We start from the raw sequence: 16,364 nt of genomic DNA on the forward strand, positions 1-16,364 counted from the left end.
GGGCAGCAAGCCCGTCCCTGCACGTCTACGCTCGATGACCACACCCGAACGCCGCAACGTCCCGAATCCGGCTGAACTGCGCGCCGGCCTGACCGCGGAGCAGCGCCAGGCGGTGGAGACACTCGAACATTTCGGCTGGCAGCTGCGCTTCGTGCGCCGCCCCCTGTTCCGTGATCCGATCCCGGTGCTGTTCGACCGCAGCGGCGAGCGTTACGTGGTGCTTCAGCCGGATGGCACGCTGGATGAATCGCAGACGTTGAAGCTGCGCGACTGACCGGACGCGCACGCTGCGCAACGGATGCGTAGTGCCGGCCGCTGGCCGGGGGCGCGGGGAGCGGGCGACGCGCGGAGGCGGCCAGCGGGCGGGCCGAGCGGTGGGGGCGGTTGCGGGTGCATCGGACTACCCGAGGAGCCGGCCAGCGGCCGGCACTACCGGTGTCTCCGTTACCGGATACCGCTTTCCCCGTTATCGGATGACCAGCACCGGCACCGTGCTGCGGGCCAGTACCTCGGCGGTCTGGCTGCCCAGCAGTACGCGGGTGACGCCGCGGCGGCCATGCGAGGTCATCACGATCAGGTCGCTGCCGCGCTCGGTGGCGGTATCGATGATGCCGTCGGCGGCATAGCGGTCCAGCACGTGCACGGTGGTGGTACGCAGGCCCTGCGCTTCGGCGGCGGCCTTGGCCGGCTGCAGCACTTTCTGCGCGGTCTCTTCGCGGTCGGCCTTGTACTCGGGCGTGTTCATGTAGCCCACGCTCCAGCCCATCGCGTCGTACATGCCGACCGCCCACGGCTCGGAGACAGTCACGATATCGACCTCCGCATCGAGGTCCTTGGCCAGCTCCAGGCCCTTGGCCAGGCCTTTCTCGGCCAGCTCCGAACCATCGGTGGCAATCAGGATGCGCTTGTACATGGCAGAGCTCCTTGGGGATGGGCAATGGGGACACCACCATTGCACACCCGATGTGGACGCGACGCCTTGAGCTGGATCAATCGCCGTGCGGCCGTGCCGGTACCTCCCGCGCGGGGTTGCCGACCACGGTCGCGCCGGCCGCTACATCGCGGGTGACCACGCTGCCGGCACCGACCACCGCATCGTCGCCGATGCTGACGCCGGGCAGTACGATCGCCCCGCCGCCGATCCAGACGTTGCGGCCGATCCGCACCGGCCTGGCCGACTCCAGGCCCTCGGCACGCGCCTGCGGATCGCGCGGGTGGTCGGCGGCGTAGAGCTGCACCGCGGGACCGATCTGGGTGCCATCGCCGATGCTGACCTCGGCCACGTCCAGGATCACGCAGTTGTAGTTGAGGAACACGCCCTGGCCCAGGCGGATGTTGTAGCCGTAGTCGCAATGGAACGGCGGCCGGATCACCGCACCTTCGCCGACCGCACCGAGCTGCTCGCGCAGCAGCGCGCGGCGCGCGGCCGGGCTCTCGGCCAGTGCCGCGTTGTAGCGGACCATCCAGACCTTGGCCGCGGCCATGTCGGCCTGCAGCTCCGGGTCGCCCGGGCGATACGGCTTCCCGGACAGCATCTTTTCCTTTTCGCTCGGACCCATATGGCCTCCTTCGGACAGAGGCTGATGATGCCGGTTGGCCGCCCGCCTGTCAGCGCGCCTTGTAGCGCGTGCCCAGCAATGCGACCACCGCGAAGACGATGCCACCCAGCCAGAACCACAGCGTCGGCCGGCCGACGTACACCACGCTGGGCGGCGGCTGGCAGCGCAGGCGCAGCAGGTCGAAGTCGCCACCGCCGGCCAGGCAGGTCTGGGCGTGCTGGAACAGGGCCAGCACCGGCTCGGCCCAGCCTGCCGACCATGTCAGCAGGACCAGTGCAGCAAGCAGATACGGAATTCCCTTGTTCACGAGTGCGCTCCCAGCGGACAGGGGCAGACTCTGGGCGCCGGCCCGGGGAGCGACAAGCGGCACGCGACGAACTGCGTGAAATCCGGGATGAGTCGGGGGCGATCGGGGATGAAGCGAGGCGCCCTGGCCCACCGCAACGCGGATAGCGCAGGCATGCGCTGCCCATGCTGCAGCGGCAAGCCACGCGCCGGACGGCTGATCAGGCGGTACGCACCACGCGTGCGCCCTGGCACAGCGGGTAGCTCGCCAGCAGATCGGCGATGCGCGCGTGCATCGTGTCGAACGAGGCGCCATACAGATACAGCGCGGTCTCGGTCGGGCCCTGCCACCAGCTGCAGATCTCGCCGTGGCCGTCGATGCGCTCGACGATCTGCTCGAACACATAGTTCGAATCGCACTGCTCGTAGACTTCGTCCGGCAGATCGGTGCCGTTGAGATACAAGGCCAGGCCTTCGGTAACGCCGAACGGCTGATCGGGAGCGCCTTCGCGCTGGATCAGCGAACCCTTCGGCGCGCCCAGCTGCTCCAGCAGCTCGATCACGCCGGGCAGCGAGGCCGGATCGTTCAACGCGATCTCGATATCGCCGTAATCCACTTCGCCTTCTTCGCTCAGCGCGGTGCCACCGCCGGTGATCTCACCCAGCTCGGCACTGCCCAGCAGCGCATCGAGCGGGTCTTCGAACAGCTCATGGCGATGCTCGGACTGGAGCCTGGCGTTCAATTTGACGGTGAGGTGCAGCGGCGAATCGGTCATGGCGGGGGCCTGTTCGAAGAGGGTGACGCCATTGTAGTGCCGGCCGCTGGCCGGCTCCCGACACCGCCACGGTAAAGCGCAGCCGGCCAGCGGCCGGCACTACCGCAGACGTCGGCGCATCCGCCGGGCGCCTGCCTCGGCTCACCGCAGCAGCGGTGGCACCTTGGCCTGCAGCAACGCAACCAGCGCAGGTGCCATGAACGCGTAATCGTCCGGAATATCCAGGCACACGATGCGCTTGCCACCGAGCCAGCGCTGGAAGCGGCTGGCCAACCGTCTGCGGTGAGCGCGCTCCATCACGACGATCAGATCGGCCCACTGCAGCAGTTCTGGACTGACAGGTACATCGGCATCGGGCTTGAGACCCGCAGAAGCGGTCTCGATGCCCGGCCAATCCGCAAACACCTGCTCAGCGGTGGGGCTGCGCAGGCGGTTCTGGCTGCAGATGAAGAGCACGTGGCGCGTCATCCGTGACACACCTGCTCAGAGCACCGTCAGATTGGCGTACGCCATCACCAGCCACTTGCTGCCGGCCTCGATGAATTCGACCTGCACGCGGGCGTGCTGGCCGCTGCCTTCGTAGTCGGTGACCATGCCTTCGCCGAACTTGGGATGGTTGACCATCGCGCCCAGCTTGAGCGGCGGTGCTTCCAGCGCCGCATGGCCCATCACCCGGTTGGCGCCGAGCGAGGTACCGCGCGAGACCTGCACCTTCGGGCGCACTTCGTTCACCAGCTCACGCGGGATTTCGCGCAGGAAGCGCGAGGGCACGTTGTAGTTGTCCTGGCCGTGGATGCGGCGCGATTCGGCATAGCAGAGCACCAGCTTCTGGCGCGCGCGGGTGATGCCCACGTAGGCCAGGCGACGCTCTTCTTCCAGTCGGCCACTTTCTTCCAGCGAACGTGCACTCGGGAACAGGCCGTCTTCCATGCCGGCCAGGAACACCAGCGGGAACTCCAGGCCCTTGGCGGCGTGCAGCGTCATCAGCTGTACGCCCTCTTCGCCGGCCTGGGCCTGGCCTTCGCCGGCCTCCAGCGAGGCGTAGGCGAGGAACGCGACCAGCTCGCTCATGTCCTGGGTTTCTTCGACATCGTCTTCGCGACGGACGAAGCGCGAGGCCACCGAGACCAGTTCGTCCAGGTTGTCCGCGCGCGATTCCGAATCCAGCGCGTTGCGGCTTTCCTTGGACCAATGCTCGCGCAGGCCCGAGCGCACCAGCACGTGGTCGATGCGTTCGGCCAGCGTCATCTCGTCGGCTTCGGCCTGGAGCTGGTTGACCAGCACCAGGAAGCCGGCCAATGCGTTGCGTGCGCGCGCGGCGAGCGTATTGCCCTGGGTGGTCAGCATGGTGGCTTCCCACAGCGAGATCGCGTGGGAACGCGCCAAGCGGCGCACTTCATCCAGGGTGCGGTCGCCGATGCCACGCGTCGGCGTGTTGACCGCGCGCTCGAATGCCGCGTCATCGTTGCGGTTGGTCATCAACCGCAGGTACGCCAGCGCATCCTTGATTTCGGCACGCTCGAAGAAGCGCATGCCGCCGTACACGCGGTACGGCACCTGCTCGGAGAGCAGCGCTTCTTCGAAGGCACGCGACTGCGCGTTGCTGCGGTAGAGCACGGCGACGTCGCCGTAGCTGCCGCCATCGCGCACCCACTGGCGCGCGCGCTCGACCACGTAACGCGCCTCGTCCATCTCGTTGTAGGCCGCGTACAGATCGATCGGGTCACCGTCGCCGCTGTCGGTCCACAACTCCTTGCCGATGCGGTCCGGGTTGTGCGCGATCACCGCGTTGGCCGCGCCGAGGATGTTGGCGGTGGAGCGGTAGTTCTGCTCCAGGCGCACGGTCTGCGCGCCCGGGAAATCCTTGAGGAAGCGCTGGACGTTCTCGACCTTGGCGCCGCGCCAGCCATAGATGGCCTGGTCGTCATCACCGACCACGAACACATGGCCGGTATCGCCGGCCAGTACGCGCACGAAGGCGTACTGGATGGCGTTGGTGTCCTGGAACTCGTCCACCAGGATTTCGCGGAAGCGCGACCGGTAGTGGGCCAGCAGCGCCGGGTTGTCGCGCAGCAGTTCATGCGCGCGCAGCAGCAGTTCGGCGAAATCGACCAGGCCGGCGCGATCGCAGCGCTCCTGGTAGGCGATATACGCCTGGCGCATGGTTTCCAGCCACGCGTCATGCGGCTCGGGCTGGATATGCTGCGGGCGACGGCCCTCGTCCTTCTGCTCGTTGATCCACCAGGCGATCTGCTTCGGCGGGAACTTGCCGTCGTCGATCTCCAACTGCTGGACCACGCGCTTGACCAGCCGCAGCTGGTCGTCCGAATCCAGCACCTGGAAGCTGTCGGGCAGCTTGGCGTCCTGGTAGTGCAGGCGCAGCAGGCGGTGGGCCAGGCCGTGGAAGGTGCCGATCCAGGCGCCACGGCTGCCCTGCGGCAGCTGCAGGTCGATGCGATGACGCATCTCGCCGGCGGCCTTGTTGGTGAAGGTCACCGCAAAAATGCCATGGGTCGGCACGCCGCAGACTTCATTGAGCCAGGCGATGCGGTGGATAAGCACGCGGGTCTTGCCGGAACCGGCACCGGCAAGCACCAGATGGTGGCCGGGCGGGGCGGACACAGCTTCGCGCTGGGCGGGGTTCAACCCGTCGAGCAAGTGGGAAACATCCATGTCCCCATTTTACCCTCGGGCGGGTCGCTCCGGGCCGTTACCCGGCGCCCGGATCGAACGGGTTCAGCCGCGCGCGGCCAGTTCGGCCTGTCCGCGCAGCTCCGGGATCGCCAGGCTCTCCCACAGGGTGCCGATGCGCAGGCTGCCGACCACCCGGATCGCCGGCTGCGGCTGGCCATGTCCATCGATCAGGCCGCCCTCTTCCACGGTCGTATCCAGGCCGAGGCCATGCGGACCCGGGCGCGCATGGCCGTCGGCCAGCAGCTGCCGGATCAGCGGATTGCGCATGGACAGCGCGCGGGTCTCCACGCCGGTGGCGTTGATCACCGCCGCCACGGTCAGCGGTGGGAGCCCGCTGCCCGGGCTGCGCCCGTGCAGCTGCAGCCCGGTTTCCTGCACCAGCACCGTGTCCAGCCGAGCGCGGTGGCGCTGCAGCTGGCCGCTGCGCTCCAGCTCGGCGACCTGGGCATGCACCGATTCGCCGATGCGGTGGCGGTGCACGTCCCAATAGCGCACCACGTGGCGCAGGAAGCGGCGCTGGTCCCCCTCGCCCAGGCTCAACCACAGCGCCTGGCCCATCGGCCGGATGCGGTCCATCACGCTCTGCCACGGGATGCCCTGGGCGACCGCCGCGCGGGCCTGCCCGCGCAGTTCGCGCACGCGCTGGCGCAGCGGCATCGCCAACAGCGGCTGCGGATCGAAGCTGACCGCCGCGCCGTGGGCGTGTGGCAACGGCAGCAGCGCGTGGCGCGACAGGACGAAGATGCGCCCACGGTGCCCGGCGGCGGCCAGCGCGACCACGCTGTCGGCCATGCTCAGGCCGGAGCCGATGATGGCCAGATCGTCATCGCCGGCCAGCACGCGTACGCCGTCGTAGTCCCAGGCTTCCACCACCTGCGCGGGCGGCAGGGCATCGGCACCGGCAACCGGCAGCGGGCGCATGCTGTTGCCGCAGGCCAACACCACCCGCCGCGCGTTCCAGGTCATGTCGTCGTCCAGCCGCAGCTGCACGCCGTGTGCATCGGGCTGCAGCGCGAACACCGGCTGTTCCACCACCTCCAGCGCCGCCGCGCTGTGCGCGCGCGCCTGCTCCAGCCGGGCGCGCAGGTAGGCGGCATAGTGGCGGCGCGGCACGAACTGGTCCGCGAGCACCGTGCGCGGCACGTCGGGAACCGCATCGCTGTCGAGCAGGTAATCGAGGAAATCCGCGGGCTGATCCGGCAGCGCGCTCATCTTGCCGGCCGGCACATTCAGCAGGTGCTCCGGCCACGGCGTGGCGTAGGCGATGCCTTCGGCCAGGACCGAGGCCGGCTCGAACAGCACGATGCGTGACGGCCGGGTTGCATGGCGCAGGGCGTGCAGCGCGACGAGGACGCCGGCAGCGCCGCCGCCGACGATGGCCAGATCACACTGGCGGTGGGTATCGGACGCAGTCATGCCCGGATTGTAGGCGATGCGCGTGGATCGGCCGTCCACGTGCGTCACAGCGCACTACATCAACGCATCGGCCAGCCGCGCGATCCCTTCGCGGCTGCGCTTCCATGCCGGTCGCTGGCGCCACGTCGCCAGGTCCAGTGGGTGCGCGTGTTCGAGATAGTCGGCTTCGATCTGCGCCAGCTGGCGCACCATGCCAGCGTCATAGCAGAGCATGCCGATCTCGGCATTGAGCGCGAACGAGCGGATGTCGAGATTGATCGAGCCGACCAGGGCGATGTCCTCATCGACGGTCAGGTGCTTGGCATGCAGGAAGTGTGGCGCGTACAGCGCGATCCGTACGCCGCTGCGCAGCAGTTCATCGTAGTACGCCTCCTGTGCCCACGAGGTCAGCCGCTGGTTGGTGCTGGCCGAGAGGATCAGCTGCACCTGCACGCCGGACAGCGCCGCGATGCGCAGCGCACTCAGGGTCGCCTCATCCGGCACGAAATACGGCGTGACCAGCACGATGCGCCGCCGCGCCAGATGGATCAGCGCGTTGACCGCATCGCGCGCATTGCTGAAGGGATACGCCGGGCCACTGGGCAGCAGCTGGGTCGGCACGTCGGCCGAGCACACCGGCACCGCCGTGAGTACGTCCAGGCGCTGCCCGGTTTCCATGTACCAGTCGCTGGCGAACACCGCTTCCAGATGCGCCACCACCGGCCCGCGCACGCGCGCCACCAGCTCCTTGTTGGGGTAGCCGGCGACGAACTGCGGCCCCGCCAGGTTCTGCGAGCCGATGTAGCCGACGCGGTTGTCGATCACCGCGATCTTGCGGTGGTTGCGCAGGTCCATGCGGCCGCTGCGGCGCCAGCGCAGGCCGCCGGGCAGCATCGCGCGCACGTCCACGCCCAGCGCCTGCAGGCGGCGCCGATAGTGGCGCAGCCCGCGCTTGGCGCCGACCGCATCGAGCAGCAACCTGCAGTGCACCCCACGCGCCGCGGCCCGCTGCAGGGCCTGCACGATGGCCTCGCCGACCGCATCGTCGAACATCAGGTAGTAGAGCAGGTGCACGCGCTCGCGCGCCTGGTCGATGTCCTCGATCAATGCCTGCAGCGAGGCGTCGTAATCGGTGAGCAGGTCCACCGCGTTGCCATGGATGGGCATGAAGTCGCCCTGGCGCTCGATCAGCGGCACGATTTCGGCGGTGGCCGTGTCCGGCGGGGGCGTCCAGCGCAGCGGTGGCTGCAGGGCCTGCTCCTCGCGGATCACCTGGGACGCTTCGGCCTGGCGCTGCACGCGCTGGCGCGACAGCCACGGATGGCCGAACAGCAGATACAGCGGCAGCCCGAGCAGCGGCACGAAGCCGACCAGCAGCAACCAGCTGCGTGCGGCACCGGGCGTGGTGCGGCTGGGAATCCAGAACAGCGCGGCCAGCCGGATCAGCCAATCCAGCATCAACAGCCACGAACCCAGCAGCCACTCGAACAGCATCGCGTCGCCCGTCGGGAGGGGAACCGCATTCTGCCATGGGCCGCTGCATGCAACCGGTAGTGCCGGCCGCTGGCCGGCTCCACGTATCGCCGGCCCATGAAAAAACCCGCCACGGGGGGCGGGTTTTTTCGGGAAGCTCAAGAATCCTTGCGGATTACTTGATCTTGCCTTCCTTGTACAGGACGTGCTTGCGCACGACCGGATCGTACTTCAGGAATTCCATCTTCCCGGGGGTGTTCTTCTTGTTCTTGTCCGTCGTGTAGAAGTGGCCAGTGTTGGCCGTCGAAATCAGACGGATCTTATCGCGCTTGCCTGCCATGATCGTTTACTCCTCAGACCTTTTCGCCGCGCGAACGCAGCTCAGCCAGAACGGAGTCGATACCGTTCTTGTCGATGGTGCGCAGGGCATGCGCGGAAACACGAAGCTTGACCCAGCGGTTTTCGCTGGCAACCCAGAAGCGGCGCTCGTGCAGGTTGGGCAGGAAACGACGACGGGTCTTGTTGTTGGCGTGCGAGACGTTGTTACCCGTCTGCACTCGCTTGCCGGAAACTTGGCATACGCGGGACATTGCGCACCTCGATAAAGTAGTTGTCAGCCCATAGCCCGGGCGACGGCGGCCTCGGCGGTTTCCCGCCACACGTCATGAGAATCAAAGGGTTACGCTGTCGAGGGCGGGCCGGATGACGTGTTCCCGGCCACCGATCCAAAGGTTTTTGGACACAGCGAGCCGCGCATTATGCCCGCTCCGGGGGCCTGCGGCAAGCTGGGCTGGCCCAGGCGCGCCATCCCGGTTCCGTGACAGCCCCTCCGCTAGGCTGCCCGGGCCTGCAACCCGGACGTGACGATGACCCCAGCGCCTTTGCTCTCCTTCGCCTGCGGCCTTTCATGAAGCTGCTCGCCCTGACCTACGGCACCGAAGGCGACACCCGCCCGCTGGTGATGCTCTGCCATGGGCTGATAGGCGCAGGCCATGAGGTGCTGTTGCTGGCCGAGCGCGGCACGCTGGAGACGGCGCGCCAGCTGGGCGTCCCGCATGCCGCGCTGGAGGGCGATATCCATGACGAGGTGGTGGCGCTGGTCTCGCGCGGCAACGCCCGGCTCGCCGCCTCGCAGGGCCTGGCGCGAATGGCGCAACGGCACGTGCCCGGCTGGATGCGCCAGGCCGATGCAGCAGCCGCCGGGTGCGATGCGGTGCTGACCGGCGGGCTGGCCGCCTTCGTGGGCCTGGCCGTGGCCGAACACCATGGGCTGCCGGTAATCGGCACGGGGATGATCCCGCTGACCCCGACCGCCGGCTTCCCCTCCCCGTTCCTGCCACGGCTGCGCCTGCCCGGCGCGCTCAATCGCCTCAGCTATACGTTGGTCAACCAGGCGGTGTGGCGGACCTTCCGCCGTCCGATCAACGCCGCGCGACGGGCATTGGGCATGCCGGGGCGCGCCTCCCCCTGGCGGGATCTGCCGATGCTGTACGGCATCTCGCCGAGTCTGCTGCCGCCTCCGCCGGACTGGCCGTCCAATCACCGGATCTGCGGTCAGTGGCGCGCGCCCGAACGTGGCTGGCAGCCGCCGCCGGATCTGCAGGCCTTCCTGGACGCTGGCCCCGCGCCGGTCTACCTCGGGTTCGGCAGCATGACCGGCTTTGATCGCGACCACGTGCTGCCCGCGCTGCTGGCGGCATTGGCGCCGCGGCGGGTCCTGCTGTTCCCGGGCTGGGCCGGGCTGCCCAGCACCCCGCTCCCGCCCAACGTGTTCGTGCTCGGGCCGACCCCACATGAAGCACTGTTCCCGCGCTGCGCGCTGGTCATCCACCACGGTGGCAGCGGCACCACGCATTCGGCCTGCCGGGCCGGGGTGCCGTCGCTGGTCATGCCGTTCGCTGCGGACCAGTTCTTCTGGGCGGACCGGCTGCAGCAGGTGGGCGTGGCACCGGCGGCGCTGTCGCCGAAGCGGTTGGACGCCGGGACACTGGGGCGGGCAATCGCGTTTGCAGAACGTGCCGATACCCGCGACCGCGCAGCCGCGCTGGGTCACGCGATGGCCGCCGAGAACGGCGTCAGCACCGGCGTCGCTGCCATCGAGGCATGGCTGTCACCTCGATAGCAGCGACCACGGCGCACACGGACTTTCTTGCGCCGCCTGAAGAATCACCCGACCAACGGTCGGGTGCTACCCGACGATCAAGGATTACCCACCAGCCCGTGCCGCGTCGTCCTTCCGATGCAGCCACCGGTACAGCACCGGCAGCACCAGCAGGGTCAGCAGCGTGGACGAGACGATGCCACCGATCACCACGGTCGCCAGCGGCCGCTGCACTTCCGAGCCGGCGCCCACGTTGAAGGCCATCGGCACGAAGCCGAGCGAGGCCACCAGCGCGGTCATCAGCACCGGGCGCAGGCGGCCCAGCGCACCGCCGCGTACCGCCTCCGGCAGCGGCATGCCGTGCTCGCGCAGGCTGCGGACGAAACTGATCATCACCAGCCCGTTGAGAACGGCCACGCCGGACAGCGCGATGAAGCCGACGCCGGCCGAGATCGACAGCGGAATACCACGCAGCGCCAGGGCGAGCACGCCGCCGGTCAGCGCCAGCGGCACGCCGCTGAACACGATGGCCGCATCCTTGACCGAGCCGAACGCCCAGAACAGCAGCGCGAAGATGATCGCCAATGTCACCGGTACCACGACCGACAGGCGCTGGCTGGCCGAGATCAGCTGCTCGAAGCTGCCGCCGTACTCGATCCAGTAGCCGTTGGGCACCTGCACATCCCGTCCGATCGCCTGCTGCAGGTCACCGACGAACCCGCCGAGATCGCGATCGCGCACGTTGGCGGTGACCACGATCCGGCGCTTGCCGTTCTCGCGGTTGATCTGGTTCGGCCCTTCGCTGTTGCTCAAGGTTGCCAGCTCACGCAACGGCACCGTGCGTGCACTGCCGCTGGTCCAGCTGCCCGCTCTGCTGGATTCATCGGCCGCATCCGCACGCGCGGGCTCCAGCGACACCGGCAGGTCCGCCAGTGCGGCCGGGTCCTGGCGCAGCGCTTCAGGCAGGCGCACCACGATGTCGAAGCGGCGGTCGCCTTCGAACAACTGCCCTGCCACCTGCCCGCCCACCGCCGTGGCCACGGTCGACTGCACCTGCCCTGGATTCAGCCCATAGCCGGCCAACGCGGTGCGATTCGGGGTGACGGTCAGCAGCGGCAGCCCGCTGGTTTCCTCCACCCGTACGTCTGCCGCGCCCGGCACGGTGCCGGCCACCGCCGCGATGCGTTTGCCGACCGACAGCAGCGTGTCCAGGTCATCGCCGAACAACATCACCGCCACGTCGGCACGCACGCCGGAGATCAGCTCGTTGGTGCGCATCTGGATCGGCTGGGTGAACTCGTAGTTGTTGCCGGGCAGCTGCTCGACCGCTTCCTCCAGCTCGCCGAGAAGGGCCGCACGCGATTTGCGGGGATCCGGCCAGGCCTTGCGCGGTTTCATCATGATGAAGGTATCGGCCACCGAGGGCGGCATCGGATCGGAGGCAACCTCGGGCGTACCGATCTTGGAGAACACCTTGTCCACCTCGGCGAACTGCACCAGCCGGTTCTCGATCTGCTTCTGCATCTCGATCGACTGGGTCAGGCTGGTCCCGGGGATACGCATCGCGTGCATGGCGACATCGCCTTCGTCCAGGTTTGGCACGAACTCGCTGCCCAGCCGCGTGGCCAGCAGACCGCAGCCGATCACCAGCACCAGCGCACCGCCGACCATCCAGCGGCCGCGACGCAGGGCGAACGCGAGCATCGGCTCGTAGCGCCGGCGCACCCACGCCATCAGGCGGTTCTCCTGCTCCTGCACACGCCCCCCGAGGAACAGTGCGATCGCGGCGGGAACGAAGGTCAGCGCCAGCACCATCGCACCGGTCAGGGCCAGCACCACCGTGATCGCCATCGGGTGGAACATTTTTCCTTCCACCCCGGTGAGCGCGAAGATCGGCAGGTACACCGCGGTGATGATGCCCAGCCCGAACAGGCTGGGGCGGATCACTTCGGCCGTCGCGCTGGCGGTTTCGGCGAAGCGTTCTTCGCGGGTCATGTCGCGGCCGAGCACATGCTGGCGTTCGCCGAAGCGGCGCAGGCAGTTCTCGATGATGATCACCGCCCCGTCGACGATCAGGCCGAAGTCCAGCGCACCCAGGCTCATCAGGTTGGCCGACACACCGCCGCGGGCCATGCCGGTCAGCGTGAACAGCATCGCCAGCGGAATCACCGCCGCGGTGATCAGCGCCGCACGGAAATTGCCGAGCAGCAGGAACAGCACCACGATCACCAGCAAGGCGCCTTCGATCAGGTTCTTTGCGACCGTCTCGATGGTGCGGTCCACCAGCGCGGTGCGGTCGTAGCTGGCGGTGACGGTGACGCCCTCGGGCAGGCTGGCCTGCGCCTGCTGCAGGCGCGCCGCCGCGGCCTGGGCGACGTCTCGGCTGTTGGCCCCGATCAGCATCACCACGGTGCCCATCACCACTTCATGGCCGTTCTGGGTGGCCGCGCCGCTGCGCAGTTCCGGTCCGTCCTGTACTTGGGCGACGTCGTGCACGTGGATCGGCACGCCTTCGCGGCGGGCCAGCACGATGTTGCCGATCTCCTCCAGGTTGGCGACCTGGCCGGGAATGCGCACCAGGAACTGCTGGCCGTTGCGTTCGATGTAACCGGCGCCGACGTTCTGGTTGTTGGTCTCCACCGCCTGCGCGACGTCTTCCAGCGTGAAGCCCAGCGCGCGCAGCCGGGCCGGGTCGGGGGTGATGTGCACCTGCCGCTGGAAGCCACCGATGGTGTTGACCTCGGTCACGCCGGGCACGTTGCGCAGCTGCGGCCGGATCACCCAGTCCTGCAGGGTGCGCAGGTCGGTGGCGGTGTACGCCGTGCCATCGGCCTTGCGTGCCTTGGGATCGGCGTCGATGGTGTACATGAAGATTTCGCCGAGGCCGGTGGAGATCGGTCCCAGCTGTGGATCGAGGCCGTCCGGAATCTGCGACTTGACCTGCTGCAGGCGTTCGGCGACCTGTTGGCGCGCGAAGTAGATGTCGGTGCCGTCCTTGAACACCACGGTCACCTGCGAGAGCCCGTAGCGCGACAGCGAACGCGCCTGCTCCATGGCTGGCAGGCCAGCCATCACCGTTTCCACCGGGTAGGTGATGCGTTGCTCGGTCTCCAGCGGCGAATAGCCGGGGGCGGCGGTGTTGATCTGCACCTGGACGTTGGTGATGTCCGGGGTGGCGTCGATCGGCAGCCGGGTGAAGCTCCAGCTGCCGATGACGATCAGCACCAACGTCAGGGCCATCATCAACCAGCGATGGGCGATGGCGGCGCGGATGATGCGCTCAAGCATGGGGGCGCCCTCCGTCTGCGGGGCACGGCAGCACGTCAATGTTCATGCGATGCCCCTGCCTTGCCGATATCGGCCTTGACCACGTAGCTCTGCTCGACCACGACCGCTTCGCCGAGGGTCAGGCCACCGAGCACTTCGACCTTGCCCGCGTCGCGCGCACCCAGCGTCACCGCACGCGCGGCATAGGTATCGCCCTGGCGCACGAATACCACGTCCTTGCCGTCCATCGTCTGCAGCGCGCTCAGCGGCACCACCTGCGCAGCCGGTGTGGTGGCCACGACGATCCGCGCCTTGACCGCGGCACCGGGCCGCCACTGACCATCGTCGTTGCGCAGCGTCGCGCGGGCGACCGTGCTCTGGCTGGCGGTGGCGGTGCCGGGCAGCACACGTTCCAGCGTGGTGGCCTGGCTGACGCCGTCGGTCATCCGCGACACGGTGACCGGCACGCCGGCGGTGATGTGCTGGGTGTCGTTGCCGAAGATATGCAGGTCCACCCACAAGGTGGAGAGATCGCCGATCTCGAACAGCGGCGTACCCTCACCGGCGACGCCGCCGACCTGGGCCTGGCGCGCGAGCACCACGCCACCGATGGGTGCGCTGACCGTGTACGTGGTGAGGCTGAGATTGCTCTCGATGCTGGCCAGCACCTGGCCGGCGCGCACGCGGTCGCCGACGTTGGCGCGCAGCGAGCGGATCGGGCCGGGGAAGCGCGCCATCACCTGGGCGACGCGGCCATCGACCGGGGTCAACAGGCCCTGCACGTCGTGTTCGTCGGCGATGGTGCCGGCCACGACCGGTGCGACGCGGATGCCGGCCTGGTCGGCCATGGCCGCGGCGATGGTGGTGCTTTCCGGGGCGTCGTGATCGTCATGATCATCGTCGTGCCCGGCCTCACCATGGCCGGCATCGGTCCCGGCCGGCTTGGCCGGTGCCGCAGCGGGTTCAGTGCCGCCGCAGCCGGTGAGCGCCATCAGCGCGATCAAGAGGCTGCCGGCCAGCGCGGTACGGGTCTGGGAACGGGTCATCGGCGGTCCTCCGTGGACACGGTGTCGGTAGCGGCGACCATGCTCTGGCCGGTCAGGCGCTGGATTTCGATCAGGGCGGTCTGTGCGGCGATGGCCGCTTCCAGCTGGCGCTGGCGTGCGTCGATCCGCATCGCCTGCAGCTGGGCCCATTCCATGTAACTGATCGCACCGGCGCGCCAGGCCTTCTCGGCAGCGTTCTCGGCACGCTGCAGCTGGGGCAGCACATCGCGCCCCATGCGGGTGACGTCCAGCCGCGAGGTCAGGTAGCGGCCATGCGCTTCGGCGAGCGTGGCGTACAACTGCAGTGCGCGCGCATCGCGCTCCACGCTGTTGAGCGCCAGTTCGGCTTCCGCCGCGCGGATCTCCGGCCCGGCACGGCGCACGCTGCCCAAGGGCAGGCTGAAACCCGCGACCAACGAGGTATCGCGGGTATCCCGGCTGTTGCGCACGCCGACCTGCCAACTGACATCGGGCCGCGCCTGGGTGCGGGCCAGCTGCACCTGCGCCTCGCGGATGCGACGTTCGCCGGCCAGCACGGCCAGTTCCGGGGTGCGCTGCAGTGCGTCGGCGAGCACCGCGAAGTCCTGCAGCGCGGGCAGTTGCATCGGGTCGCCACTCACGACATCGAAGCCAGGATCGCGCTGGCGCCACAATGCCGACAGCGCCGCACGCGCGGACTGGTCCATCTGCTTGGCGCGATCGCGGTCCAGTTCGGCCTGGGCCAGCATCGCCTGGGCGGTCATCAGCACCGATTCCGGCGAGGCACCGGCCTGCAGGCGCAGCCGTGCGGCGGCGACCGCGCGCCTGCGCTGTTCGATATCGGTCTCGGCGATGCGCAGTTGCTGGCGCGCGTCGGTCACCGCCAGATAGCGGCGTGCGACCTCGGCCATCAGGTCCAGCCGCGCGGTTTCGCGCTGCGGGGCCAGGCTGTCCAGGTTGGCCTGGGCCACGGCGCGGCGGGCATCCAGCTTGCCGCCACGTTCCAGCACGCCGGCCAGGGTGACGGTGGCTTCAGCTGCATCAAAGCCGCGGCTGTCGCCGGTGCCGAGCGCGTTCTCCAGCTCCACGCCCAGGGTCAGCGGGGGCGGGAGCCCGGCGGCGTCACGGCGGGCTTCCCACACCGGACGCTGGGCATCGGCCAGGCGCAGGTCGGGGTGGTACTGGGCAACGCGCGCGATGGCGGCGTCGAGGGTCAACGGTACGGCGGGTGTCGTGCCCTGTGCGTACACGCACGGCACGAACGCAATGGCAGCCAAGGCTGCCAGACGCATCCACATGGGAGTCTCCAGAAAACGATCAGATGGCAAACGGCGGCGCGCGGCCGCAGGGCATCAGATCGCTATCGGGGGACGCAGCAGGTTCTCGGGCGGCTGTGAGCGCAGCTGCGCGATCAGCCCGGCAGGGACACCGTGGCTGGGGGCGGCGGCCAGGCTCCAGGCCATCGCGGCCATCGGCAGCACGCCGCCGTGGCCATGGCAGTGGCCGCAATGCACCAGGGCATGCAGCCAGTCGTCATTGCCATCGTCATCGCCTGGCGCGGTGGACGCCGTGTCATCCAGGCTGCCATGCAGCTCGCTGCTGTCCGCATGAACGGTCAGGTGAATGTCGGCCAGGGCCGAGGCCAGCGAACTGCCGAACACGCCCACACCGACCACCACCAGCATCAGCAGGCGGAGCAGCAGGGACGGACGCGGGCGGGCACGACGGAACATGGCCCGCAGGGTAGCCGGGTGCGAAGCCGTTACACAATCGCAGCGCGTTCCGGTGG

The 16,364-nt window shown here is 68.8% G+C and carries 16 protein-coding genes; 2 read left to right on the top strand and 14 right to left on the bottom strand.

Annotated features, from left to right (window positions below; all coding sequences use genetic code 11):
* Positions 1–34: 34 nt before the first annotated feature.
* The gene (locus ABE424_RS17585) at positions 35–274 is read left to right on the top strand and encodes a hypothetical protein (protein WP_176987809.1); all 240 of its coding nucleotides are present in this window, start codon (positions 35–37) and stop codon (positions 272–274) included.
* 192 nt (positions 275–466) lie between these two features.
* Here the strand turns inward: ABE424_RS17585 and ABE424_RS17590 are convergent, their stop codons facing one another.
* The 10 genes from ABE424_RS17590 to rpmB all read right to left on the bottom strand — a co-directional run bounded on the left by ABE424_RS17590 (position 467) and on the right by rpmB (position 8,772).
* Entirely contained in the window at positions 467–913 is a 447-nt protein-coding gene (locus ABE424_RS17590; RefSeq protein ID WP_346492866.1) for a universal stress protein, read from the bottom strand.
* A 76-nt stretch (positions 914–989) separates the two neighbouring features.
* Positions 990–1,559, bottom strand: coding sequence for a sugar O-acetyltransferase (locus ABE424_RS17595; RefSeq protein WP_176987807.1), 570 nt, complete (start codon positions 1,557–1,559; stop codon positions 990–992).
* Positions 1,560–1,608: 49 nt separating this feature from the next.
* Positions 1,609–1,866 carry a hypothetical protein gene (locus ABE424_RS17600; protein ID WP_346492865.1) on the bottom strand — a complete coding sequence of 86 codons (258 nt, stop codon included), beginning with the start codon at positions 1,864–1,866 and terminating at the stop codon, positions 1,609–1,611.
* A 199-nt stretch (positions 1,867–2,065) separates the two neighbouring features.
* Positions 2,066–2,620 (bottom strand): hypothetical protein, encoded by a 555-nt coding sequence (locus ABE424_RS17605; protein WP_346492864.1) that lies wholly within the window; start codon positions 2,618–2,620, stop codon positions 2,066–2,068.
* A 141-nt stretch (positions 2,621–2,761) separates the two neighbouring features.
* Complete coding sequence (locus ABE424_RS17610; RefSeq protein WP_346492863.1) at positions 2,762–3,088, bottom strand: low molecular weight protein tyrosine phosphatase family protein; 327 nt, start codon at positions 3,086–3,088, stop codon at positions 2,762–2,764.
* A gap of 15 nt (positions 3,089–3,103) precedes the next feature.
* Positions 3,104–5,293 (bottom strand): DNA helicase II, encoded by a 2,190-nt coding sequence (uvrD, locus tag ABE424_RS17615; RefSeq protein WP_346479190.1) that lies wholly within the window; start codon positions 5,291–5,293, stop codon positions 3,104–3,106.
* Positions 5,294–5,356: 63 nt separating this feature from the next.
* Positions 5,357–6,748: an FAD/NAD(P)-binding protein gene (locus ABE424_RS17620; RefSeq protein ID WP_346492867.1), complete on the bottom strand. Its 1,392-nt coding sequence runs from the start codon at positions 6,746–6,748 to the stop codon at positions 5,357–5,359.
* Positions 6,749–6,784: 36 nt separating this feature from the next.
* On the bottom strand, positions 6,785–8,203 hold the full coding sequence (cls, locus tag ABE424_RS17625; protein WP_346492862.1) for a cardiolipin synthase: 1,419 nt from the start codon (positions 8,201–8,203) through the stop codon (positions 6,785–6,787).
* A gap of 154 nt (positions 8,204–8,357) precedes the next feature.
* A complete protein-coding gene (gene rpmG, locus ABE424_RS17630) occupies positions 8,358–8,525 on the bottom strand; it encodes a 50S ribosomal protein L33 (RefSeq protein WP_172407465.1) in 168 nt (55 codons plus the stop codon).
* Between the two features lie 10 nt (positions 8,526–8,535).
* Positions 8,536–8,772, bottom strand: coding sequence for a 50S ribosomal protein L28 (rpmB, locus tag ABE424_RS17635; RefSeq protein WP_019185625.1), 237 nt, complete (start codon positions 8,770–8,772; stop codon positions 8,536–8,538).
* Between the two features lie 317 nt (positions 8,773–9,089).
* Between rpmB and ABE424_RS17640 the strand changes: the two genes are divergently transcribed.
* The gene (locus tag ABE424_RS17640; RefSeq protein WP_346492861.1) at positions 9,090–10,304 is read left to right on the top strand and encodes a glycosyltransferase; all 1,215 of its coding nucleotides are present in this window, start codon (positions 9,090–9,092) and stop codon (positions 10,302–10,304) included.
* Between the two features lie 84 nt (positions 10,305–10,388).
* Here the strand turns inward: ABE424_RS17640 and ABE424_RS17645 are convergent, their stop codons facing one another.
* Genes ABE424_RS17645 through ABE424_RS17660 form a run of 4 tightly spaced genes read right to left on the bottom strand, consistent with a single transcriptional unit; the run spans position 10,389 to position 16,308 of the window.
* The gene (locus tag ABE424_RS17645) at positions 10,389–13,571 is read right to left on the bottom strand and encodes a CusA/CzcA family heavy metal efflux RND transporter (RefSeq protein WP_346492860.1); all 3,183 of its coding nucleotides are present in this window, start codon (positions 13,569–13,571) and stop codon (positions 10,389–10,391) included.
* 35 nt (positions 13,572–13,606) lie between these two features.
* Positions 13,607–14,596, bottom strand: a complete 990-nt coding sequence (locus ABE424_RS17650; RefSeq protein ID WP_346492859.1) for an efflux RND transporter periplasmic adaptor subunit — start codon at positions 14,594–14,596, stop codon at positions 13,607–13,609.
* Complete coding sequence (locus ABE424_RS17655) at positions 14,593–15,873, bottom strand: TolC family protein (RefSeq protein WP_346492858.1); 1,281 nt, start codon at positions 15,871–15,873, stop codon at positions 14,593–14,595. Before ABE424_RS17655 ends, ABE424_RS17650 begins: the two co-directional genes overlap by 4 nt.
* A gap of 54 nt (positions 15,874–15,927) precedes the next feature.
* Positions 15,928–16,308 carry a DUF2946 family protein gene (locus ABE424_RS17660; protein WP_179459695.1) on the bottom strand — a complete coding sequence of 127 codons (381 nt, stop codon included), beginning with the start codon at positions 16,306–16,308 and terminating at the stop codon, positions 15,928–15,930.
* Positions 16,309–16,364: the final 56 nt, after the last annotated feature.

The organism is Stenotrophomonas sp. TWI1149 (genome assembly GCF_039673155.1).
In the GTDB taxonomy this organism is placed as follows: domain Bacteria; phylum Pseudomonadota; class Gammaproteobacteria; order Xanthomonadales; family Xanthomonadaceae; genus Stenotrophomonas; species Stenotrophomonas maltophilia_AA.

Coding starts and splice junctions, on each gene's coding strand:
- ABE424_RS17585 (WP_176987809.1), top strand. CDS start 35: ATGACCACACCCGAACGCCGCAACGTCCCGAATCCGGCTGAACTGCGC.
- ABE424_RS17590 (WP_346492866.1), bottom strand. CDS start 913: ATGTACAAGCGCATCCTGATTGCCACCGATGGTTCGGAGCTGGCCGAG.
- ABE424_RS17595 (WP_176987807.1), bottom strand. CDS start 1,559: ATGGGTCCGAGCGAAAAGGAAAAGATGCTGTCCGGGAAGCCGTATCGC.
- ABE424_RS17605 (WP_346492864.1), bottom strand. CDS start 2,620: ATGACCGATTCGCCGCTGCACCTCACCGTCAAATTGAACGCCAGGCTC.
- ABE424_RS17610 (WP_346492863.1), bottom strand. CDS start 3,088: ATGACGCGCCACGTGCTCTTCATCTGCAGCCAGAACCGCCTGCGCAGC.
- uvrD (WP_346479190.1), bottom strand. CDS start 5,293: ATGGATGTTTCCCACTTGCTCGACGGGTTGAACCCCGCCCAGCGCGAA.
- cls (WP_346492862.1), bottom strand. CDS start 8,203: ATGCTGTTCGAGTGGCTGCTGGGTTCGTGGCTGTTGATGCTGGATTGG.
- rpmB (WP_019185625.1), bottom strand. CDS start 8,772: ATGTCCCGCGTATGCCAAGTTTCCGGCAAGCGAGTGCAGACGGGTAAC.
- ABE424_RS17640 (WP_346492861.1), top strand. CDS start 9,090: ATGAAGCTGCTCGCCCTGACCTACGGCACCGAAGGCGACACCCGCCCG.
- ABE424_RS17645 (WP_346492860.1), bottom strand. CDS start 13,571: ATGCTTGAGCGCATCATCCGCGCCGCCATCGCCCATCGCTGGTTGATG.
- ABE424_RS17650 (WP_346492859.1), bottom strand. CDS start 14,596: ATGACCCGTTCCCAGACCCGTACCGCGCTGGCCGGCAGCCTCTTGATC.
- ABE424_RS17655 (WP_346492858.1), bottom strand. CDS start 15,873: ATGTGGATGCGTCTGGCAGCCTTGGCTGCCATTGCGTTCGTGCCGTGC.
- ABE424_RS17660 (WP_179459695.1), bottom strand. CDS start 16,308: ATGTTCCGTCGTGCCCGCCCGCGTCCGTCCCTGCTGCTCCGCCTGCTG.